We start from the raw sequence: 14,388 nt of genomic DNA, 5'->3' as shown, positions 1-14,388 counted from the left end.
GTCATTTCCCTTCTTGGATGGGGGATCCCACCGCCGCGCGGGGCCGGGACGACACCGTGCGGACTTCCTTGAGTTCCCGGGCGACGACGCCGCGGGGAACCACGAGTTTCTGGATGAGCGCGAAGACCCCTTCGAGGATCAACGCGAGCAAAGTCACGAGGATGGAAGCGCCGAGGGTCTCGGAATAATTCCTCGTCGCCACCCCCTCGAAGATGAAGGCGCCGAGCGCTCCCCCGCTGACGTAGGCGGCCAGCGTGGCCGTGGCCACCACCTGCAGCACGCCCGAACGGATGCCGCCGATCAGCAGTGGCAGGCCGAGCGGAATCTCGACCTGGCGCACCACCTGCCCCTCGGTCATGCCCACCGCCCGGGCCGCGTCGATCGTCGTGCGGTCGATCGCCTCGAAGCCGGCGTAGGCGCCGGCCAGGATCGGCGGGATGGCCAGGATCACGAAGGTGATGAGCGGGGCGCGGAATCCGATGCCGAGGCCGAGTGCCAGCAGGATCAGCACGCCGAGACTCGGCAGGGCCCGGAATCCGCCCGACAGCGACACGGCGATGTCACGGCCGCGACCGGTGTGCCCGACCAGGTAGCCGAGCGGGATGGCGATGATCGCGGCGATCGCGACCGCACCGAAGGTGTAGGCAAGCTGTTCTCCCAGCCGCGCGAACCATCCGCCCGGCCCGGTCTGGTTGGCCGGGTCGAGAATCCAGGCGATGCCGTCGAAGAAGAGGTTCACGAGACACCCTCCGACACCAGGACCGCCTTGCGGCGGGCCGATCGTGACGAACCGGCGCGCTCACGACGGTTCCAGGGCAGCAGCAGTCGGCCGAGGAGCACGAGGATCAGGTCGAACACGATGGCGATGACCAGCACCGCGACGATGCCGGTGATGACTTCGGCCGGGATGTTGCGCTGGAAGCCGTTGATGAACAGGTAGCCGAGGCTCGTGACGCCGACGACCGAGCCGATCGTGGCGAGACTGACGGTGCTCGCCGAGACCACGCGCAGCCCGGAGAGCAGCACGGGGCCGGAGAGCGGCAGTTCGACCCGCCAGAAGCGTTGCCAGCCCGAGTACCCCATCCCGGAGGCGGCCAGCAGGGTGTCTTTGTCGACCGAGGTGAGGCCGTCCGCCGCCGTGCGCACCATCAGGGCGACCGCGTAGATGGTGAGCGCGACGGTGACGTTCACCGAGGAGAGCAGGGGCGTGCCGAGGATGATCGGCATGAAGATGAACAGCGGCAGCGACGGGATCGTGTAGAGCAGGCCGAGCACCACGAGGATGGTGCCGCGCGTCAGCTGGTAGCGGTTCGCGATCCAGCCGAGCGGGATGGCGATGATGAAGCCGAACACGATCGGCGGCACGCTCAGCGCGATGTGCGCGAGCGTGAGCTGCCAGACCAGGTCGAAGTTCGACTCGAGCCACTTCACGGCTGGAGCACTCCCGTCGGTGTGCCGTTCTCGTCGACCACCACGTCTCGGTCGCCCACCCTCTGGATGCGCAGCACCCGTTTGCCTTTGTCGGCACCCACGAAGCTGGCCACGAAGTCGTCGGCCGGAGCGGCGAGGATCTCGGCGGGTGTGCCGATCTGGGCGATGTGTCCGCCCTTCTGCAGGATGACCACCTGATGGCCGAGCAGGAACGCTTCGTCGATGTCGTGGGTGACGAACACGACCGTCTTGCCGAGCCCTTCTTGCAGTCGGATCGTCTCCTGCTGCAGTTCGGCACGCACGATGGGGTCGACGGCGCCGAAGGGCTCGTCCATCAGCAGGATGTTCGGATCGGCAGCGAGCCCGCGCGCTACGCCCACCCGCTGCTGCTGGCCGCCGGAGAGCTGACGCGGGTACTTGTCGGCGAGCGAGCGGTCAAGTCCCACCGAGTCGAGCAGGTCGAGCGCGTGGGCCCGGGCCTCCTTCTTGGGCACACCGTTCAGCACCGGGACGGTCGCGACGTTGTCGATGACCTTGCGGTGCGGCAGGAGGCCGGAGTTCTGCATCACGTAGCCGATGCGGCGACGCAGCTTCACCGGGGCGAGGTCGCTGGTGTCCTCACCGTCGATCAGGATGCTTCCGGAGGTCGGGTCGATCATCCGGTTGATCATGCGCAACAGCGTCGTCTTGCCGCACCCGGAGGAGCCGACCAGCACGGTGGTCTTGCGCGGTGGGATCACCAGGTCGAAGCCCTCGACGGCCACCGTTCCGTCGGGGAACTGTTTGGTCACCGAACGGAATTCGATCATCGCTGGGCCCAATCGTTCTCGAACCGCAGGCTGCAGTCCATCGAACAACCCAAACATCCTTCACCGAAAACGCAAAGCCCCGCCGTCAGAGAAAGTCATATTGTCACCTCGGTATTCAGTGTTGCTATCTACCGGTAGTTGGCGTTACTATCTAGCAGTAGTCAGCAACACCGAGTAGTTGAAAGGAGGGGCTCATGGCCAAACAGATGACCGAGATGCTCAAGGGCACGTTGGAGGGCATCGTTCTCGCGATCCTCGCGGCGCAGCCGGCCTACGGCTACGAGATCACCGCGCGGCTGCGCGATCAGGGGTTCTCCGACATCGTCGAGGGCACCGTCTACGCACTGCTGGTGCGGATCGAGCAACGGGGCTACGTCGACGTGACGAAGGTCCCGTCGGAGAAGGGGCCGCCCCGCAAGGTCTACTCGCTCAACGCCTCAGGCGGCGAGTACCTCGACGAGTTCTGGAAGAGCTGGGAATTCCTGGCGGAACGGATCGGGAAACTGCACGACACCACCGAACAATCGCACGACGAAGGGGACGAATAGTCATGGCTGCGAAATGGATCGAGACCCTCACCGGCTCGCTCGAGCAGAAGAAGCAGTACAAGCGGGACAAGAAGCGCATCGACACGCTTCCGGAGCCGTACCGGGCTTCGGCGAAGGCGATGCACCGCTACCTGATGTACTCCGGGGGCATCACCGACGGCGAGACCCTCATCATCATGTTCACCGATCTGGCCGACCTCTGGGAGCGCGCCGCGGTCGACGAGACGCCGGTGCGCGACATCGTCGGCGACGATCCGGTCGAGTTCGCCGAGTCGTTCGCCGAGGCCTACGCCGGCAAGCAGTGGATCGACAAGGAGCGCGCTCGCCTGAACCAGGCCATCGAAGACGCGGAGCGGGAGGAGAAGAAATGAGCACCGAACCAGCCATCCACGTGCAGGGCATCACGAAGTCGTTCAAAGAGCTCGAGGTGCTGCGAGGCGTCGACTTCGACGTGGCAGCCGGCACCATCTTCGCGCTGCTCGGCTCGAACGGCGCCGGCAAGACCACCTTGGTGCGCATCCTGTCGACGCTCCTGAAGGCCGACACCGGCACCGCATCGGTGCACGGATTCGACGTGGCGGCCAAGCCGGGCGAGGTGCGCGAATCCATCAGCCTCACCGGGCAGTTCGCCGCGGTCGACGAGGTGCTGAGCGGCCGCGAGAACCTCGTTCTGGTGGCGAGGCTGCGGCATCTGAAGAACCCGGGCCAGATCGCGGACGACCTGCTCGCCCGCTTCTCGCTCACCGACGCCGGCAACCGCAAGGCCGGCACCTACTCGGGAGGCATGCGCCGCCGCCTCGACATCGCGATGAGCTTGATCGGCGATCCGCCGGTCATCTTCCTCGACGAGCCGACGACCGGCCTCGACCCCCAGGCGCGACTCGAGGTGTGGCAGACGGTCAAGCAGCTCGCAGGTCAGGGCACGACGGTGCTGCTCACCACCCAGTACCTCGACGAAGCAGAACAACTCGCCGACCGCATCGCGATCCTGCACGAGGGAACGATCATCCAGAACGGCACCCTCAGCGAACTCAAGCAACTCCTCCCGCCCGCCCAAGTGGAATACGTCGAGAAGCAACCCTCCCTCGAAGACGTCTTCCTCGCGCTCGTGGGCGGCGACTCCGCACGAAAGGAACTCTGATGACCACCACCGCCACCCACGTGCTCGGCGACACCGGCGTCTTGACCGGGCGGTCGCTTCGCCACATCGTCCGCAGCCCCGACACCATCATCACGACCGCGGTCACCCCGGTCGCCCTGATGCTGTTGTTCGTCTACGTCTTGGGCGGTGCGATCCAGACCGGCTCCGACGAGTCATACGTGAACTACATGCTCCCCGGCATCCTGCTCATCACCATCGCGTCGGGGGTCGCCTACACCTCCTACCGGCTGTTCCTCGACCTGCAGGGCGGCATCTTCGAGCGCTTCCAGTCGATGCCGATCGCCCGATCGAGTGTGCTCTGGGCCCACGTGCTCACCTCCCTGGCCGCCAACCTGGTCTCGGTGGCGATCGTCACGGGTGTCGCGTTGATCCTCGGATTCCGCACCGGAGCATCCCTCGGCGCATGGCTCGCCGTGGCCGGCATCCTCATCCTGTTCACCCTCGCGCTGACCTGGATCGCGGTGATCGCCGGACTCTCGGCGAAATCGGTCGACGGCGCGAGTGCGTTCAGCTATCCGCTGATCTTCCTGCCCTTCATCAGCTCGGCGTTCGTGCCGACCGACTCGATGCCCGCTCCGGTGGCCTGGTTCGCCGAGAACCAGCCGGTGACGTCGATCGTGAACACCATCCGCGCTCTGTTCGCCGAACAGCCGGTGGGCAGCGACATCTGGATCGCTCTGGCCTGGCTCGTCGGCATCCTCGTGGTGGCGTACGGCTTCGCGATCACGATCTACAAACGCAAGATCAGCTGACGCCGCGGCCTCGTGTGTCGCCCTGTTACGGGCGGATGCACGGGGCCGCGTCGTCGCGCCTACACTCGACCGATCAGCCCAGCACGTCCACCGGCATCCGAAAGGGGAATCATGTCGAACCCGCAGCCTCGTCACGACGCACATCTCGACCACCTCGGAGCAACCGCGTGCGACATGGCCGCTTTCGACGAGGGTCACGAGCTGCACCCGATCATCCGCCGTGCCGCCTCGGCCACGCCGTCCCAGTGGGTCGACGCTTTGGTCGTCTCCTCTTCGGCCGACGGGTGGATCGAGTTCGTGGCGCTGCACGACGCATCCGTCGGGCAGCGCTGGCACCACGCCGACCTGAGCGACGTGCTGATCCCCGGGTCACCGATCGCGGTGCACGGTCTCTACGGCGTTCTCGCCATCGGCGACGAGCTCGTGAGCGTGCGCGCGGCCTGAACGCACGAACGCCCCCGCGGGAGCCGGGCGTTTCGGTCAGACGAGCGGCGTCACATGCTCGGCATCATGGTCTTCATCGACGCCATCATCGCGTCGCAGGCGTCGGCGCAGTTCAGGCAGACCTGAGCGCACATCTTCGCGGCGGCGTTCATGTCGCCCATGGCCATGCAGTCTTCGGCGGTAGCGCGGCACATCGCTGACGTGGCGCCGAGCATCGACATCATCGCGGTCATGCCCATCCCGCTTGAGGGCATCGGGCGCATCATCATGCGCATCATGGTGTTGCACATCTCGGCGCAGGTCATGCACATCGTGACGACGGGCTTGCCTTCCATCGCCATCGAACCGGCGCACATGGTGCAGGCCTGCTCGGCGGCGGAGCACGCCTCGATGCAGCGCTGCATCATCATCATGTCCATGTCGGCCATGGGGCCCTCCATCTTCTCGGAGAGCATCGACATCATCGTGGTCGTCTCGTTCATCGGTCTTCCCACCTCTCGTCGGCGCGAAAGGCGGAATCGCCTCATGCGTGCGTGCCGTAACAGTTCGTAATAATACGCCTCAGACATCCCCCGAAAGGGAACCGGCAGAATCGGCGCAGAAGTGAGAACTTCCGGTGATTTCGTTACATTCATGAAACACATCGGAAACTGATCGGATGCGCTGCCGACGCTAACGTGAGGCTTCCTGAGCCACATCTCGCATGCCTCTCAGGTCGCTGTGCGGCGCCCGCCTTCTCCTTCGGTCGGTTGCCCTGTTCCGGATCAGCGACCCGATCACCGGGGCTCCTTCGGCGCGCCTCGACCCGCGCCGGCGGCGAGGTGCGAAACCGATGAGAAAGAAGGACCGCGTGCCCCTGCACGACCACACCCCTCACGTGCGGCGACTGCGAACGGCAGTGCTGACCGGCGCCGTCGCCCTCGGCCTGACCCTGCTGGGCGCGAGCCCCGCACTGGCTGCCCCCACCACCGCCTCGGTGGCCCTGACCGCAACCCCCTCCGTCTCGGTGGGCGACACCGTCGACGTCGGCATCGGTCTCCTCGGCGCCGCCGACGTCTACGCCTACGAAGTCACGCTCAGCTACGACCCCGCCCTGTTCAGCTACGTCGCCGACAGCGCGACGGCCCCGGCCGGCGGCTACGACACCGTCAAAGAGTCGGCGGGCAGCGTCACCCTCGTGCACTCCCGTCTCGGCACCTCCCCGAGTCTCGGCGGTGACGTCGCGGCCTCGCTCCAGCTGACCGCGCTCGCCGGCGGAACCGCACCGGCCGCCCTCACGGCCGCATCCGTCACCCTGGTCGACCCGGCAGGCGAGACCACGACGCTGACGGATGTCGCGACCGCGGCCGTGGCGATCGCGCCGCTCGCGACCGAGACGCCAACCCCCACGCCGTCGCCCACCGCGACGACGACCCCGGGCGGCGACACCGACCCCGCATCGACCAGCACGGCCGGATCGAGCAGCGGCGACCTCGCCGCCACCGGTTTCGGCATCGGCGCCCTCCTGCTCGTCGCCGCAGCCGCAGTCGCCGCCGGAGTGCTCCTCGTCATCCGTCGCCGGACGGCGGGCACCCGATGAGCATCCGACCGACCGGTTCCCCGACGACCACCCCGCACTCCACCAGCCCGCAGAGGACGACAGTGACTTCACGACGCATCCGCTCCACCGCCATCGCGGCCGTGAGCATCCTGGCGACCGTCGCGGCGGGCGCCCTCGCCGCTGCACCGGCCAACGCCGACCCGGCACCCGCCGGCACGACGGCCGCCTTCCTGGCGCCCTACTACACGGCCCTCGACCTCACCGGCGACCAGCGGGTTTCGAAAGACGACCTGGCCGTCGTCGGCGACCACCTCGGCGCCACGACCGCATCGCCCGACTGGGCGAGCGTCGCCGCGGCCGACGTGGATGCCGACGGCATCCTCACCGTGGCCGACCTCGCCGCCGTGTCGGAGCGGATGATCTACGACGACGGGCCGTTCGACCTGATCGAGGCCTCGGCCATCGACATGCAGGCCGCGATGAACGCGGGTGTCACCACCTCGGTGGCCATCACGCAGGACTACCTCGACCGCATCGCGGCCTACGACCGCACGGTCGTCGCGCCCGGTGACGGGGCCCGCGCCCTCAACTCGATCATCACCACCAGCGACGTCGCCCTGAAGGCGGCGGCCGACGCCGACGCCGAGCGCGCGGCCGACGGCATGACGAGCCCCTTGCTCGGCGTGCCGATCGCGGTGAAAGACAACTACGACACCGCCGACATGCCGACGACCGGCGGATGCGGCTGCTGGGACGACAACCAGACCGCGACCGACGCGGCGATGATCACCGGGCTCCGCAAGGAGGGCGCCGTCATCCTGGCCAAGGCCAGCCTCGACGAGTTCGCGTTCGGCTTCGTCTCGGAGTTCTCCTCCTTCCAGCCCGCCGGCACGAGCACCCTCGTCGCCAGCCCCTACAACACCACGCAGACCGCGGGCGGCTCGAGCGGTGGAACGGGCGCCGCGATCTCGGCGAACCTGGCCGGCATCGGCTTCGGCACCGACACGGGCGGCTCGATCCGCGTTCCCTCCTCCTACAACCAGCTCGTCGGCATCCGCCCCACGGTCGGCCTCACCAGCCGTGACGGCATCATCCCGCTCGCGCTCAGCCAGGACACCGGAGGACCGCTCGCTCGCAGTGTGACGGATGCGGCCGTCGCGCTCGACGCAGTCGCCGGAGTCGACCCCGCCGACCCGATCACCTCGGAGCAGGAGGGCAAGGTGCCCGACTCCTACACCTCCTACCTCGACCCGACCGCTCTGCAGGGCGCGCGGATCGGCTACGTCGCCTCGATGATCGGATCGAACCCGACCACCGTGCGGCTGTGGAACGACGCGAAGGCCACCCTCGAGGCGCAGGGCGCCACCGTGGTGGAGGTGACTCCGCCGGCCGACTTCTCGAAGGTGCTCGGCGAGTCCAGCGGCAGCACCAACGAGTTCAAGCACGACCTGGACAACTACATCGCCGCCCACCTCGACCCCGACGTCACCGCCCGCTCGCTGCAGGGCATCCTCGATTCGGGCAAGTACGTGCCCTCGCGCCAGAGCACCTACTCCTCGCGCGACAAGATCACCGAGGACACCTACCAGGCCTGGGCAGGGCCCACGGGCAGCCACACCACGGCCATCGCCAACGGCAACACGCTGGTGACCTCGATGATGGACGAGCAGAACCTGGATGCGCTGGTCTACCCCTCGGCGAACCCCTACGGCACACAGAGCACCAACCTGCGGCTCAGCCCGAACACCGGCATGCCGGCGGTGACGGTTCCGATGGGTCAATCGATCGAGGCCGACGGCACCACCCCCGGCGCGGGGGTGAACCTGGAGTTCCTGGGTCACGACTACGCCGAGGGAACACTGATCGGCCTCACCTACTCCTTCGAACAGGCCACGCACGCGCGCACCACGCCCGCAACGTACGGCCCGCTCGGCTAACAGGAGCAGACGCCGCCATCGGGCGCCCGCGCCGCCGCAGGATCGCGGTGGTGCGGGCGCTTCGGCTCTCGCACCACTCGCGCAGCGGCGGACGGTCGTACCGGCCTCCCTGCGCGGGTTACCCTTTCCCTTCAAGGGGGTGTTCATGCCGCGACGTGTCGCGATCGTCGACGACCACGAAGTCGTCTCGCTGGCCATCGGCGCGCTGATCGCCTCCCGCCCCGAACTGGAGTTCGCGGGTGCGGCCGACACCGTGCCCGAACTCCTGCAGCGCACCGCCCTGGTCGACCTGGTGGTGCTCGACCTCAACCTCCGCGACGGGTCGCGACCCTCCCACAACGTGCACGCGCTCCGCTCCTGGGGCGCCGGCGTGCTCGCGCTGACTTCGGGAGAGAACCCGTTCCTCATCCGTGAAGTCTCCCGCAGCCCTTCGCTCGGCATCGTGCGCAAGTCGGCGCCGGCCGCGAGCATCCTCGACGCCATCGGGCGCGCCGCTGCCGGTGAGGCCGTCGTGACCACGGAATGGGCGGCTGCGGTCGATTCCGACCCCGACCTCCGCAGCGCGCCGCTCACCGCCCGTGAGCGCCAGGTGCTCGCCCTCTACGCCTCCGGCCTCGGCGCGAAGTCGGTCGCCGTCGAACTCGGAATCACTGAGAACACGGTCGACGACCACATCCGCCGCATCCGCTCCGTCTACCGCCAGCTGGGGCGGCCGGCGAACAGCAAGATCGACCTCTACCGCCGCGGGATGGAGGACGGCTTCCTTCCGCTGCCCACGGGCGCGTGACCCTCTCCCCTCGGCCGGCGCCGCTGGACTCGGAACTGCGCGTCATGCGGCTCCTGTCGGTGGGCGCCGCCGTCGAAGCGGCCGTCACGGTCGTCGATCTGCTTCTGGTCGAACAGACCGATACGCTTCCGTTGCCCACCTGGTACGCGATAGCGGCTGTCGCCGTGAGCATCTTTCCGATCGTCGTCGGTGTCGTCGCGCCGGCAAGCAGCGCCCGGACTCTCCGGCGTCTCAACGGGGTCTCCGCCGTGTCGCACGTGCTGGTGCTGGCAGCACTCTGGCCGGCGCTCGGATTCTTCCCGGCCGGCGCTCCCGGCGGGCAATTGCCCTGGATGCTCTCGGTCACGGGGCTCGTGGTGATCGCGGCGGTCATCGCGTGGGGGCAGGTCGGCGGGTGGTTGACGCTGGCTGCGCTGATCCTGTTGATGCTCGGTGGCCGCTTGGTGCTGCGCGACATCACGCCGACCACGAACGCGAACGATCACCACACCGTGATCACGGCGATGCTGATCGTGGTGCTGTGTTCTGCGCTGCTGGGTGCGAGCCGCACCCTCGACGTCTCGGCCGAGGCCACGGCGTCGGCCGCGTCGAACCGGGCCCGCGAGAGCGCCCGCCGTGCCGCGCTGGTGCGCACGCAGGCACTCGTGCACGACGAGATCCTGGCGACGCTGGTGTTCGCCGCGCAGAATTCGGCGAAGCTGAACCCGGCCGTCGCGCAGGGGGCGGCGCGCATCCGCTCGCTCCTCAACGACCTCGCCGAAGGTCGCGTGGACGAGGGCGCCTGCGCGGCTCGCCAGTTCGCTGCCGAGGCCACGCGGATCACCGCGGATGCCGACGGGGTGGCAACCTTCCGATGGCTCCCCGACACAACGTCGGTCGCGAGCGACGCCTGCGTCGCCTTCATCGAGCCGGATGCGGCGTCCACGTTGCTCGGTGCCCTCCGGCAGGCACTCGTCAACAGCGTGGGTCATGCCGGAACGGCATCCTCGCGCACCGTGACTCTCACGACCGACGCCGACGAGCTCTGGCTGCGCCTCGTGATCGCAGACGACGGCTGCGGATTCGACACGAGCGCCGTACCGGGCGGGCGGATGGGGATCTCGGCGAGCATCCTGGCCCGGGTGGAAGCCTTGCCCGGTGGCTCGGCCCGAGTGGAATCGCGCCCGGGTGCGGGCACCCTGGTGGCGTTGGAATGGCGCGGACGAGCGGCGACGACGACCGCGCAGGAGGAGCGCGATCCGGCGCAGTGGGAGACGACCCGCCGCTCGTTCCGGCGCGGGGTGACCGTCTCCGTCGCCGTCTTCTTGCTGGTGCAGTTCGCGCTGGCGGTCAATGCGGCCGAGAACTCGGCCACTCCCTGGCTCTCGCTGCTGACTTTGGCGGGGGTGTGGCTGGCCGTGTTCACGCTCGGCTGGCGCAGCTTCGGCCGCCCCTCGATGATGAGAAGCGCCGTGACGGTGGCGATCGTGGCGGCCACCGCTGCTCTCATGCTGCTGCTGGCCGGCCGGGGATCGATGGACTACTGGGATTCCTGGTATCTCATGGGCTGCGCCCTCGTGCTGTTCGCCCTCGCCCTGCGCGGCCGGCTGCCCATGGCGCTCCTCGGCGCAGCGGCCCTCGCGATCATCACGGCGCTGGGCGCCGCACACGGATTATATGCGAGCGCCGATGTCGCGATCTCGCTCGCCCGCCCGGTCGCGATCGTGGCGATCGGAGGCGCGTTCGCCGTGGCCATCGCGCGCTTGCACTCCAAAGTCCTCGCCCTCCAGGCCCAGTCGTTGCGGCTCGTGCAGCAGGAGGCCTACGAGTCGGCCACCCGCGTCGAGCTCCGCGACGGCGCCGCGAGGCTCGAGGCCCAGCTGGGCCCGATGCTCGCCCGCCTCGAAGAACTCGGCGAACCCGGCGCCTCGCTCATGCCGACTGAGGCGGTCGAGTGCGCGGCCTTGGAGGGCACGCTGCGCGACCGGTATCGCGGCGGGCGGCTCGCGGCGGAGCCGTTGGTCACCGCCGCGACGTCGGCACGACGACGAGGGATCGACGTGGTGCTGCTCGACGACGCGACCGGCGACGAGCTGTCGTCGGCCGAGCTGACCGCGGTGGTCGAATGGATGGCTGCGCGGCTCGATCGCGCTCAGGCGGGGTCGGTGGTCGGGCGCATCCTGCCCGCTGACCGCGACGGCGTCGCGAGTGTGGTCTCCGACGGATCGGCCACCCTTTTCCGTGGCCGCGGAGCCCCCGCGAACCTGCCTGTGGTTCCTAGATTCGAGGCATGAGTCGCGCATCCGTTGCGATCGAGATCGACCGACTATCGCTGCCCCTCGACGGGTCGGCGGCACTCGGCAGCATCGGCGCGGACGGCAACCGCATCGGCCTGGTGGTTCCGGTGCAGTCCGCCGTGCTCGTGCGCACCGACGACCGCACGGAACTCGTGGCCCGCCCCGGAGGAGCCGTCGTGCTCGTCGGCCAGGCCAGGTTCGCGGTCGCCGCCCGAGGCGGTGGCCAGGCGCTCGTGCTGTCGTCGCCGCGGGCACCGATCGAATCCCTCGTGGGCGCATCCTGCAGCACCGGATGCCTGCGCGATTCGATCATGCTGCGCGCAGGCACGCGATTCCTGATCGACGTCGACCGCGAGCGTGAGAGCACCGCAGTGCCCGTGCGATCGATCGACCGGCTGCTGCGCGAACTGATCGTCTCCGTGCTGGTCGGAGCTCAGGAGCCCGAGCCGGCCGCGCCGGCCTGGCTGGGCCTGTTCGATCGGGCGGTCGCGCACATCGCTGGGCAGTGCACCGACGGCAGCCTCAGCACGCACACGCTGGCCCGTGCGCTGAACGTCTCACCCCGACAACTCCAGCGCGCTTTCGCCGCGAACGGGTCGACACCGCTGCGCGAAATCCGCCGGCATCGTGCAGCACTGGCCGGGTCGCTGCTCGGCAACCGCGCCTTCGCGGCACTCAATGTCGACCAGATCTCTCATCAGTGCGGGTTCCGCAACGCAGCCGACATGCGGCGGGCGCTGGCCAGCCAGGAGTTGCCCTCGCCCCGCGAGCTGCGGTTTGCGCCGCCACGCGCTGCCGCCTGCTGACGAGAAGATGCTGAGAAAGGGCAGAACGGGCCTGCCCGGGTCGCCGGATTGTCGCTAGCCTCGACGAGACCCGGATCGGCGCATCCGGAGCACCCGGGGGATGCGGGCGGAACGCAAGTGGAGGGGCCGGATGAACCAGATGCGACACGGGCGGCAGAAGACGCCGTCGGCGATCGGATCGGCGCTGCGGTTCCTGGGGGTGGCGGTCGCGGTGGTGGCCATCAGCTCCGTTGCGGTCGTCGCCTACGCGGTGACGAACATCACCCAGACCATCGGCGACCACGCCGTCGACATCGGCGGCGCGACACCGCCTCCGCCGCCGCCCTTCCTCGGTGCGTTCGACGGCGGCTTCAACATGCTGATCGTCGGCACCGACAACGATGCCGCCCAGGGCGAGGAGTACGGCGAACGGGATGCGACGCTGAACGACGTCAACATCCTTCTGCACGTCTCGGCCAACCACCAGGACGCCGTGGTGGTGAGCTTTCCGCGCGACCTCGTCATCGCGCATCCGGAATGCCACGACCCCACGACCGACGAGTACTTCGACGCGATGAGCGCTCAGCCGCTGAACGAGGCCTACAGTCGCGGCGGTCTGGGCTGCGTGGTCGACACGATCACGAACCTCACCTCGGTTCCCATCCAGTACGCCGCGGCCACCTCCTTCAACGGCGTCATCGAAATGACGAATGCGGTCGGCGGCGTGGAGGTGTGCGCGGTCGACGACATCGGCGATCCCGACTCCGGCCTCTACCTCACCGCGGGCCTCCACACCGTACAGGGTCAGGACGCCCTCGCCTTCCTGCGCAACCGGCACGGCGTGGGCGACGGCAGCGACCTGTCCCGGATCGGATCGCAGCAGCAGTACCTCTCGTCGCTGCTGCGCAAGATCCGCTCCGACAGCACGCTCTCCGACCCGACGAAGGTCTACGGGCTCGCGCAGGCCGCGAAGGGCAACATCATCCCCTCGACGTCGCTGGCGGGCCTCGACTCGATGGTGTCGCTCGCACTCACCCTGAAAGACGTCGATCTCAGCAAGATCGTGTTCGTGCAGTACCCGGTGTCGGCCTATGTCGACGACCCCAACAAGGTGCAGCCGGTCTACTCCCTGGCGGAGGAGCTGTTCGCCCGGGTGCTCGCCGATCAGCCCTTCACCCTGCCGGCCGACTCCACCGCGCCGGGGTCCACGGTCGCGGGCGGCGAGACCCTGCCCACCGAAGCTCCTCCCGCGACCGATGCGGCGCCGCCGGCGACGGATGCGCCGACCGACTCCGCCGAAACCCCCGACGTCATCGAGGGGCTCAAGGGCCAGACGGCCGCCGAACAGACCTGCTCCAGCGCGTTCTCGGGCTGATGGGCCCGGAACACCTGTCGAACTCCGGTCGAAACTCTCTCCCGGAGTCACGAAGTCGTTGCCGCGGCGGCCCCTGAAGGAGGAAAGTGGACGGGTGACCGAGTACACGGCATCTGCTGAGGAAGTGACCTCGCGCGCTGTCGAAGTTCAGCGCATCATGCGAACAGGCACCATCTGGACCGCTGCGGGGTCGATCGCCCCTGCTCTCTGGCTCGGTCCGCTCCTCGCCTCGGGCTGGCGCCCCACCGAGCTCCCGCTCCTCGGGGCGACTGCCTGGTGGGTCGGGGTGCTCGCCGCAGCGATCGGTCTGGCCCTGCTCGTGTGGGCGGGCTGCCCGGTCTTGGCCTTCGGGCTCGACGAGGCCTACACGCAGAAGGTACTCAGCATCCGGCTCGGTATCGTGCTGAACCTCAGCGGCATGGCACTGGCCGGCCTCGCGGTGCTGCTCTCCCCCGGCGGCTGACCGCCGAGGGAGAGCGCTTGTTCAGCGGAGGGGTGTGATGCCTTGGGTTCCGCGGGGGAACGTGGCGAGCACTTCGGCG

Annotated in this window: 16 protein-coding genes; 12 read left to right on the top strand and 4 right to left on the bottom strand. The window is 68.6% G+C overall.

What is annotated here, in order from left to right; translation table 11 throughout:
* Nucleotide 1: 1 nt before the first annotated feature.
* The 3 genes from N1027_RS19330 to N1027_RS19320 are packed head-to-tail and all read right to left on the bottom strand — an operon-like array spanning nucleotide 2 to nucleotide 2,240.
* Complete coding sequence (locus N1027_RS19330; protein WP_372499789.1) at nucleotides 2-739, bottom strand: ABC transporter permease; 738 nt, start codon at nucleotides 737-739, stop codon at nucleotides 2-4.
* Entirely contained in the window at nucleotides 736-1,431 is a 696-nt protein-coding gene (locus N1027_RS19325; protein WP_259510547.1) for an ABC transporter permease, read from the bottom strand. The genes N1027_RS19330 and N1027_RS19325 overlap by 4 nt, the downstream gene beginning before the upstream one ends.
* Nucleotides 1,428-2,240 carry an ABC transporter ATP-binding protein gene (locus N1027_RS19320; protein WP_259510546.1) on the bottom strand — a complete coding sequence of 271 codons (813 nt, stop codon included), beginning with the start codon at nucleotides 2,238-2,240 and terminating at the stop codon, nucleotides 1,428-1,430. The genes N1027_RS19325 and N1027_RS19320 overlap by 4 nt, the downstream gene beginning before the upstream one ends.
* 194 nt (nucleotides 2,241-2,434) lie before the next feature.
* On the opposite strand from N1027_RS19320, the gene N1027_RS19315 reads away from it, so the two are divergent.
* The 5 genes from N1027_RS19315 (at nucleotide 2,435) to N1027_RS19295 (ending at nucleotide 5,146) form a co-directional block, all read left to right on the top strand.
* A complete protein-coding gene (locus tag N1027_RS19315) occupies nucleotides 2,435-2,788 on the top strand; it encodes a PadR family transcriptional regulator (protein WP_259510544.1) in 354 nt (117 codons plus the stop codon).
* 2 nt (nucleotides 2,789-2,790) lie between these two features.
* A complete protein-coding gene (locus N1027_RS19310; RefSeq protein ID WP_259510542.1) occupies nucleotides 2,791-3,159 on the top strand; it encodes a DUF1048 domain-containing protein in 369 nt (122 codons plus the stop codon).
* Nucleotides 3,156-3,929, top strand: a complete 774-nt coding sequence (locus N1027_RS19305) for an ABC transporter ATP-binding protein (RefSeq protein ID WP_259510540.1) — start codon at nucleotides 3,156-3,158, stop codon at nucleotides 3,927-3,929. The genes N1027_RS19310 and N1027_RS19305 overlap by 4 nt, the downstream gene beginning before the upstream one ends.
* Nucleotides 3,929-4,702, top strand: a complete 774-nt coding sequence (locus N1027_RS19300; RefSeq protein WP_259510539.1) for an ABC transporter permease — start codon at nucleotides 3,929-3,931, stop codon at nucleotides 4,700-4,702. The genes N1027_RS19305 and N1027_RS19300 overlap by 1 nt, the downstream gene beginning before the upstream one ends.
* Before the next feature lie 111 nt (nucleotides 4,703-4,813).
* Nucleotides 4,814-5,146, top strand: a complete 333-nt coding sequence (locus N1027_RS19295; RefSeq protein ID WP_259510538.1) for a hypothetical protein — start codon at nucleotides 4,814-4,816, stop codon at nucleotides 5,144-5,146.
* A 50-nt stretch (nucleotides 5,147-5,196) separates the two neighbouring features.
* Here the strand turns inward: N1027_RS19295 and N1027_RS19290 are convergent, their stop codons facing one another.
* A complete protein-coding gene (locus N1027_RS19290; protein ID WP_259510536.1) occupies nucleotides 5,197-5,628 on the bottom strand; it encodes a four-helix bundle copper-binding protein in 432 nt (143 codons plus the stop codon).
* Between the two features lie 350 nt (nucleotides 5,629-5,978).
* On the opposite strand from N1027_RS19290, the gene N1027_RS19285 reads away from it, so the two are divergent.
* The 7 genes from N1027_RS19285 to N1027_RS19255 all read left to right on the top strand — a co-directional run bounded on the left by N1027_RS19285 (nucleotide 5,979) and on the right by N1027_RS19255 (nucleotide 14,309).
* Nucleotides 5,979-6,725: a cohesin domain-containing protein gene (locus N1027_RS19285; protein ID WP_259510534.1), complete on the top strand. Its 747-nt coding sequence runs from the start codon at nucleotides 5,979-5,981 to the stop codon at nucleotides 6,723-6,725.
* Nucleotides 6,726-6,787: 62 nt separating this feature from the next.
* Nucleotides 6,788-8,623, top strand: coding sequence for an amidase family protein (locus N1027_RS19280; protein ID WP_259510530.1), 1,836 nt, complete (start codon nucleotides 6,788-6,790; stop codon nucleotides 8,621-8,623).
* A gap of 145 nt (nucleotides 8,624-8,768) precedes the next feature.
* Nucleotides 8,769-9,410, top strand: coding sequence for a response regulator transcription factor (locus tag N1027_RS19275; protein WP_259510528.1), 642 nt, complete (start codon nucleotides 8,769-8,771; stop codon nucleotides 9,408-9,410).
* Nucleotides 9,407-11,683 carry an ATP-binding protein gene (locus tag N1027_RS19270; protein ID WP_259510526.1) on the top strand — a complete coding sequence of 759 codons (2,277 nt, stop codon included), beginning with the start codon at nucleotides 9,407-9,409 and terminating at the stop codon, nucleotides 11,681-11,683. Before N1027_RS19275 ends, N1027_RS19270 begins: the two co-directional genes overlap by 4 nt.
* A complete protein-coding gene (locus N1027_RS19265) occupies nucleotides 11,680-12,492 on the top strand; it encodes an AraC family transcriptional regulator (RefSeq protein WP_259510523.1) in 813 nt (270 codons plus the stop codon). The genes N1027_RS19270 and N1027_RS19265 overlap by 4 nt, the downstream gene beginning before the upstream one ends.
* 130 nt (nucleotides 12,493-12,622) lie before the next feature.
* A complete protein-coding gene (locus N1027_RS19260) occupies nucleotides 12,623-13,846 on the top strand; it encodes an LCP family protein (protein ID WP_259510521.1) in 1,224 nt (407 codons plus the stop codon).
* 94 nt (nucleotides 13,847-13,940) lie between these two features.
* Complete coding sequence (locus N1027_RS19255) at nucleotides 13,941-14,309, top strand: hypothetical protein (RefSeq protein WP_259510519.1); 369 nt, start codon at nucleotides 13,941-13,943, stop codon at nucleotides 14,307-14,309.
* Nucleotides 14,310-14,388 lie beyond the last annotated feature (79 nt).

The sequence above is a fragment of the Herbiconiux aconitum genome (genome assembly GCF_024979235.1).
Lineage (GTDB): Bacteria > Actinomycetota > Actinomycetes > Actinomycetales > Microbacteriaceae > Herbiconiux > Herbiconiux aconitum.
Note: the sequence above shows the minus strand (reverse complement) of the source record. Positions and strands in the feature narration are given on the sequence as shown.